The sequence below is a fragment of the Gracilibacillus alcaliphilus genome, from assembly GCF_016909015.1.
GTDB classification, from domain to species: Bacteria; Bacillota; Bacilli; order Bacillales; family Amphibacillaceae; genus Gracilibacillus; species Gracilibacillus alcaliphilus.
On the sequence record NZ_JAFBFA010000004.1, the window covers coordinates 228,170 to 234,960 of the forward strand.

Consider the following 6,791-nt stretch of genomic DNA (forward strand, 5'->3'; position numbering starts at 1 on the left):
CCTATTTATAATATCGGATTTTATCAAAAAATGTTTAATTTAATTATCTATATCAAAAAAGAGACCCTAGAAATGCTAAGGTCTCTCCATCGACTATTAATAATTATCCAAGTAATTGTAATACAGCTTGTGGCGCTTGGTTAGCTTGAGCTAACATAGATTGAGATGCTTGAGAAAGGATATTCGCTTTTGTCATCTCCATAATTTCTTTCGCCATATCTACGTCACGAATACGAGATTCTGCTGCAGATAGGTTTTCAGAAGAGTTATCCAAGTTAGAGATAGTATGCTCTAAACGATTTTGCATAGCACCTAAATAAGAACGTCCTGCAGATACTGCCTCAATCTGAGCATTTACTGCATCAATTGCAGCGTCAGCACTAGCTCTATCATTAATTTCTAAAGCACTTACTGCACCATGTACACCACTTAAATTAACGCCTTCAGTTGTGAAATCAACTGAAATAGCATCACCTGTATTGGCGCCAACATGGAATGTTACTGTTCCACCTGAACCAGTTGTACCATTTAATAGGTCTTGTGTGTTAAACTGTGATTTGTCTTTAATACGTTCTATTTCATTTGCTAATTGTTGAAATTCTTTGTTCAACTCGCCACGGTCAACGTCAACGTTTGTATCGTTTGCTGATTGAACTGCTAATTCACGCATACGTTGAAGGATAGAATGAACCTCATCTAATCCACCTTCAGCAGTCTTAATCATAGAAATACCATCTGCTGCATTTCGACTCGCTTGATCCAAACCACGGATTTGCGCACGCATTTTTTCAGAAATAGCTAGACCTGCTGCATCGTCACCTGCACGGTTGATACGAAGACCAGAAGCTAATTTCTCCATTGAGTTTTGCATATTGCCTTGGTTGATCCCTAATTGACGATGCGTATTTAACGCAGGGATATTAGTGTTAATAATCATAATAGATTTCCTCCTTGAGAGTGTTTAAGTTCCACATCCTTGTGGTATGTACTAGCTCTGGTGAAAGCGGCCGCCAATCACTAGAACTAGTTCCTATTACTATTATCGGTCTGTTCAATAGATTGTTTAGGACTTTTTATGATTTTTTTTTATTAAATCAAAAATAGTTTCTGATACCTGTGCAGCATCATTATTTGCCGCCTGAATTGCCTGGTAAATCTCCTGTCTATGGACTTCAATCTCCTTTGGAGCAGTGATGCCAAGCTTGACTTGATCTCCGTCAACACTGATTACTTTTATTTCGACCTCATCACCTATTTGAATAGCTTCGTTTACCTTCCTTGATAAAACCAACATCTCACTCCACCTCTTTCTTCTCAGCCTGTTGGAAGATTGTTTCTCTTGGTGTGTAATGCTGGCTCTTGATAATGTATTGTTTGGCGCGTTTATTGGTATGATTGATTACGATTGGTGCTTGTAAATTAGCTGTACTGCACGCTAATGGATCTTTAACCGTAACAATGGCCAAAACCATCACATCCTGCTCATGTTTGATCGCAAGCTGTTCAAGTACTGTATCCTCTAATTGCAATTGATAATCCTCTACAAACAGAAACGGGTTCACTACCACAAAGGCAAGCTGCTCTGTCACAGTAGACTGAAGTACTTGAAAGAAGCCGTTCTCTTCTAAACCTAATAAGACAAATTGTTTCTCTTGTAAAAAGCCGGGCAGTCCTTGTGAGAAATGAATAGTTTCCTCAGGATTAATCTCTGTTTCACCAAAGTATTTTGTACGAATTTGCATAGTTTCACCCTTTTTTAAATATCTAGTTCATATTGAAAACCACGAAATTTCAATTGATCGAAATCAATCTGGATCCAATTCTTTTGCTGTAAATAGGTTTCCACACCGCCGCGCTGATAATGTATATTCCTGACAGCTGACTGAACCCGGAAGGCAACTGGTTGAACAATTGCCTCAATCTCTAACTCTGCCGGCTGATAGTCGAATGTCACTCCACCGCCTGAGGGAAGCCAGCCGAGTGCGATCTGCTTCTTCGGCCATTGACCATTCTGTTTGGCAATATCGGCTATCGGGTTGCCGCCGTTTTCAATTTTCATTAAGCGGTCACCTTCACGCTGTTTCTTTTTCGTTCCTGCTATTGCTGTTTGCATCGCTTCATTCGCCGTTTTACGAATAAATTGCTCGGATGGAATCATATGAAGATCTGCCAATGCCTTGGATTGATCAATGGTTAATCTCCCTGGTTTGGTTGTCATTCGTAATTCAGCTGGCCGCTGATCGATATGCAGCTGCGCCTCCTCTTGTTCCACCTCTATTTGTTGTGGTTGATAACGAATGCCGATTTCAGCTGATTGCTGTTGGATACGTATTTGTGGAAGCTGCACAGGTCATCCCTCCTTTTCAAAAAAGCCTTACCTCTTGTCAACATAGGTAAGGCTTTTCTCTTAACGTAAGAAATCTAATAAACTAGGTTGAATGATTCGGGCACCACCACTTAAAGCCGCACGATGGATTGACTCTTGAGAAATAAGATTCATAATGACTTCTTCAAAATCAGCGTCTTCATTCCTAGATCTCATATCTTCTACTGTCACGTATTGTTCCTTGACCCGGTTTTCAATCAAATCAATCCGATTTTGCCGGCCGCCAAGATCAGCTATGGTGTTAACATTGTTATCAATATGGTTATCCAATCGATCAATAAATCCTGCAATTTCTTGGTCTTCCGTATCCGAATTTCGTAACATATTGGAGAATTCCGTTAAATCCTTGAATAAATCTTCTGTAAAAATGCTATCTGGCCTGATATTCACCCTTAACTTCGTTCCATTCGATACCTCAATAAAAACATCATCAGTATTGATAGGTTGTACAAACTCACCAGCTTCGTTTAATTGATACGGAGCTTCACCGTTTGTTCCCGCTGTCCCTGTTCCATTAAAAATATACTTATTATTCACTTTGGTATTCGCGATATCTAACAGGTGCTCTTTTAACTGGTCTACCTCAGAAGCGATATTACCGCGCTGTCCCTCCTCATAGGTGCCATTAGAGGCCTGAACAGCTAATTCACGCAGACGTTCTAGTGCCTTTCCAACTTGAGATAAAGCACTGTCAGAGTTATCCATCCAGTTATGAACCTCACCAATATTCCTTTGGAATTGTTCGATTTCAGCTTTCTGTGTGCGAAAATCCATTCCTCTCATAGCAACTACTGGATCATCAGATGGACGGTTAATTTTTTTACCAGTAGCTAATTGATCCATGTATTTCCCCATACTTTGATAACTATTGCTTATATTACGAAGCATATTGTTGGTCAACATATTCTGTGTAATACGCATTTACTTACCTCCCTACAAGACCCATATTATTAATAATACGATCAAGCATTTCATCTACTGCTGTCATACTTCGTGCAGCTGCATTATAGGCATGCTGGAATTGAATTAAGTTCGTCATTTCCTCATCTAACGAAACAGAACTAATCGAGTGTCTGGTTTCTTCTACTTGCTGGCGCAGGATTTCTGAATTATTCCGCATACGGTTAGCTTCCTCTGCATTAACTCCCATCTCACCAATCAGGCCTTCAAAAAAGCTTTTTAGGCTTACCTTCGCATCTAACTGGTCGGGATCATTAGGATCATAGGAAAGATAATTCTCCACACGCTTAGAATATATATTGGCTAGTTCTGAAGCATGCGAACCATCACCTTCTGCCCCTGATTTACTAGCTGCAATTAAATCGGGATTTCCATCAATTTCATCTGATACAGCAATTGTCGCTGCTGTGGTTCCAGTAAAAAAGTCCCCGCCTTGCATTGGGCCATTTTCATCGGACTCTAAAGTAAATCCTTGGCGGTGAACAGCATTAAATTCTGTCACAAAAGCCGCTACAAACTTATCAAGATCATCTAACATCTGATTATACGTACCTTTTGCCTCACCAGCTGCTCCGCCATATTCAAATCCAGACAGATAACCTGCACCTTCCATCAACGACTTTAACTTCCCTTGCACATCAAAATTATCTGCATAAATATGAACTTGATTCCCGTAGTCTGCAACCAAGTCTGCCAGTTGCTCTTCTTTTGAAAGTGTTGGATCGGGAGACGCGAAGAAGAAGGCCTGTACATTGTTATTGTCATCAAAAGCAGAGAAGACATGCTTGACTGCTTCCTCACTCCCTGGCTTGATACCCAGACTGCCATCAACTAATTTAATTGGATCTCCATTACCATTCTCAATATTATTCTGATCAGTAATTAAGGAGATGGTTACAATTCCTTCTGCTAATGGACTTGGTCCACCCGTACTTTTACGATAATCGACTTTGATATCTACATATTGTGATAGTTCATCAATCAAACGGTCACGTTCATCATACAAATCATTTGGCAGATAGCCATGCGGTTCAATATTGGCAATTTGGGCATTGAGTTGATTAATCTGATCCACTAATGAGTTCACCTTCGTGCCATCCACATCTATTTCCGTACGCAAGTTATCCCGAACCTGTTGTAAGGAGGTATGGATATGATGAAAGGCGTCTGCTACTGCATTGGCACGCTCCTTGACTACCGCACGCGCACCAGAATGTTCAGGATGGGCAGAAAGTTCTTGCAATGATTGCCAAAACTCTGAAATAACCTTTCCTAATCCCTGCTCACTTGGTTCATTAAGGATAGCTTCCATCTTGGACATCATATCAGCTCTTGATTGATAATAACCCACTTTGTTGTTCTCTTGTCGGTATTGCTTATCGACAAAGCTGTCTCTGATTCGTTCAATCGAGCCAGCTGCTACCCCGCCCCCAATTTGACCAGGGATTTGTGCTTGGTTTCTGCCAATTGCCGGATAAGGAGCAGTCGCTTCCATATTAACTCGTTGTCTTGTATATCCCTTCGTATTAGCGTTGGCAATATTATGACCGGTTGTATAAAGGGCTGCTTGTTGTGTATGCAAGGCTCGCTTGGCCATTTGCAATCCGTTAAAAGTTCCCATATCCATTCTCCTCCTTGCTATGCTTTGGAATCAAACACAGAGCGCTGCTTCGGAGTATTGGCATTCTTTGACTGTGCTGTATTTCCATAGTTTAATTGATTAATAGATGGCTGTAACATATTCAATGATAGCTGAACAAATTGTAAAGATTGCTGTGTGAGTTGCTGATTTAAGTCCTCTTGCTGACGCAGTTCCATCAGCAAGCCGGCAAGTGCCACAGTAACAGTCTCCAGCTGTTTCTTTTCGACACCTGAAGCATATTCTTCAATAATGGTCGTTACCGTTATTTGCTCAGGATCAAGCTGACGAGCTTCTGCCCAAGCGCGTACCGCTTCGATTCGACGTTCTTCCATTTGGGTAATGGCCTGCACATGCTTTTGCTCCTTCACCAACAATTGTTGAAGTTCTTCTATTTTTCCAGACTTAATAATCTCCGTCTTGTTTGTAGATATCTCCAGCAGACTGTGATGCAGCTCAATTAATGCATTTAATTGTTTAATAATTTTTTCTATTGCCATAGGCTGTTACCCCTTTATTTCCATTTTATTTGATTATACCTTCCAAAAATTCAACATCTTCTTAGCAGTTTCCTGATGGTTTACTTGATATTGACCATTATCGATCTGTTGTTTAATTTCATTCACATAAGCCTTACGTGAAGCAGACTGCTGTAATTTTAATGCTTTATCCGAAATTTCTAATTGATCTGGTCGCTGTTTCTTGATTTGTTCCTGCATTTGGTGTGATACCTGTGATTGCCTCTGATAAGGATTCAAATTGGAATGATTCGGTCCATTGATTTTCAATATCGTTCACCTCTTTCTTTCCTTTACACGCACTTTGTTATTACTTATATCGGTTTCCTTGAAAAAATGTTAAATATGAATTTAATTTGTTATAAAAACAATTTATTACTGACGTTCCCTTTGAGTTTTGGTAATGACAGGTTGCCTTAGTATAAAAAATTAGTACACTTGATTTTGACTGAATAATTGGGGTATGTTTGCTGTTCTTCTCTATCGTACAAGTGCTTTATATAAGATGCACCTTTTTCTCTCTTTTATGTAATTGTTTCCGATAGGTTGTATGTCTTATCTTTACAGTATCTTGCTTCACGATACTGTAAGATGAACCGTTCTTCTGTGCTGTATCTTGTTCCACGACATAACTTTCACTAAGATGAATGGTTCTTCTTTTCTGTTCCTCACTCCACGACTCTGTTTTTGATCGAATAAACAGCTTAGATTGCATTCTCTATCTAATGTATAATCCAGTAATCTCAAAAAAAGAGAAAGTGTACGGCCTCTCTCTTACTGACCTTTGGTATAATAAGTTCGATTACGTTTTCTTTCTTCCTTTTGGTTCATTTTCTCTATTTCTTCAAATTTTTTTAAATCGGATTGCAATTCAGATTGACAGTTGAAACAAAACGCACCTGCTGCAATGGGATTCCCACAGCGACTGCATGAATAATGGAGGTTTGGAAATTTAGCAGGATTTAACCGTTTGGCTTGCACAAAAGCAAGAATCTGCTCTTCACTCACCCCAGTTCCTTCTGCAATCTCTGGAATCGTTGCCTGACGATTTTCTCGTTTTTTAAGAAATTGATAGACTAATTGAAATTCTTTTTCCTCTTCTTCTATACAGCTAGGACAAATGGACCTAGTTATTTTAACAAATACTTTATCACATTTAAGGCAATTGGCTAATTCCCCCATACCTTTTCCCGCCTCCCTCAATATACTTTCATTTTCTTAAAATATCGCTGTTTTTCTCTAATTTTCATTGATTAATATTAAAAACATTAGGTAAGTCAAGGAATAT

At 39.4% G+C, this 6,791-nt stretch carries 9 protein-coding genes; all 9 read right to left on the bottom strand.

Annotation, left to right across the window (positions count from 1 at the left end; genetic code table 11):
* Positions 1–103: 103 nt before the first annotated feature.
* The 9 genes from JOD18_RS05220 to JOD18_RS05260 all read right to left on the bottom strand — a co-directional run bounded on the left by JOD18_RS05220 (position 104) and on the right by JOD18_RS05260 (position 6,685).
* Positions 104–937: a flagellin N-terminal helical domain-containing protein gene (locus tag JOD18_RS05220; protein ID WP_204667883.1), complete on the bottom strand. Its 834-nt coding sequence runs from the start codon at positions 935–937 to the stop codon at positions 104–106.
* A gap of 126 nt (positions 938–1,063) precedes the next feature.
* Complete coding sequence (csrA, locus tag JOD18_RS05225) at positions 1,064–1,294, bottom strand: carbon storage regulator CsrA (protein WP_204667884.1); 231 nt, start codon at positions 1,292–1,294, stop codon at positions 1,064–1,066.
* A 1-nt stretch (position 1,295) separates the two neighbouring features.
* The gene (fliW, locus tag JOD18_RS05230) at positions 1,296–1,742 is read right to left on the bottom strand and encodes a flagellar assembly protein FliW (protein ID WP_204667885.1); all 447 of its coding nucleotides are present in this window, start codon (positions 1,740–1,742) and stop codon (positions 1,296–1,298) included.
* A gap of 14 nt (positions 1,743–1,756) precedes the next feature.
* Positions 1,757–2,347: a DUF6470 family protein gene (locus tag JOD18_RS05235; RefSeq protein WP_204667886.1), complete on the bottom strand. Its 591-nt coding sequence runs from the start codon at positions 2,345–2,347 to the stop codon at positions 1,757–1,759.
* A gap of 60 nt (positions 2,348–2,407) precedes the next feature.
* A complete protein-coding gene (flgL, locus tag JOD18_RS05240) occupies positions 2,408–3,307 on the bottom strand; it encodes a flagellar hook-associated protein FlgL (RefSeq protein WP_204667887.1) in 900 nt (299 codons plus the stop codon).
* 4 nt (positions 3,308–3,311) lie between these two features.
* Positions 3,312–4,967 carry a flagellar hook-associated protein FlgK gene (flgK, locus tag JOD18_RS05245; RefSeq protein ID WP_204667888.1) on the bottom strand — a complete coding sequence of 552 codons (1,656 nt, stop codon included), beginning with the start codon at positions 4,965–4,967 and terminating at the stop codon, positions 3,312–3,314.
* Positions 4,968–4,984: 17 nt separating this feature from the next.
* Positions 4,985–5,485 carry a flagellar protein FlgN gene (locus JOD18_RS05250; protein WP_204667889.1) on the bottom strand — a complete coding sequence of 167 codons (501 nt, stop codon included), beginning with the start codon at positions 5,483–5,485 and terminating at the stop codon, positions 4,985–4,987.
* Positions 5,486–5,518: 33 nt separating this feature from the next.
* Positions 5,519–5,773, bottom strand: coding sequence for a flagellar biosynthesis anti-sigma factor FlgM (flgM, locus tag JOD18_RS05255; RefSeq protein WP_204667890.1), 255 nt, complete (start codon positions 5,771–5,773; stop codon positions 5,519–5,521).
* Positions 5,774–6,277: 504 nt separating this feature from the next.
* Entirely contained in the window at positions 6,278–6,685 is a 408-nt protein-coding gene (locus tag JOD18_RS05260; protein ID WP_204667891.1) for a TIGR03826 family flagellar region protein, read from the bottom strand.
* Positions 6,686–6,791: the final 106 nt, after the last annotated feature.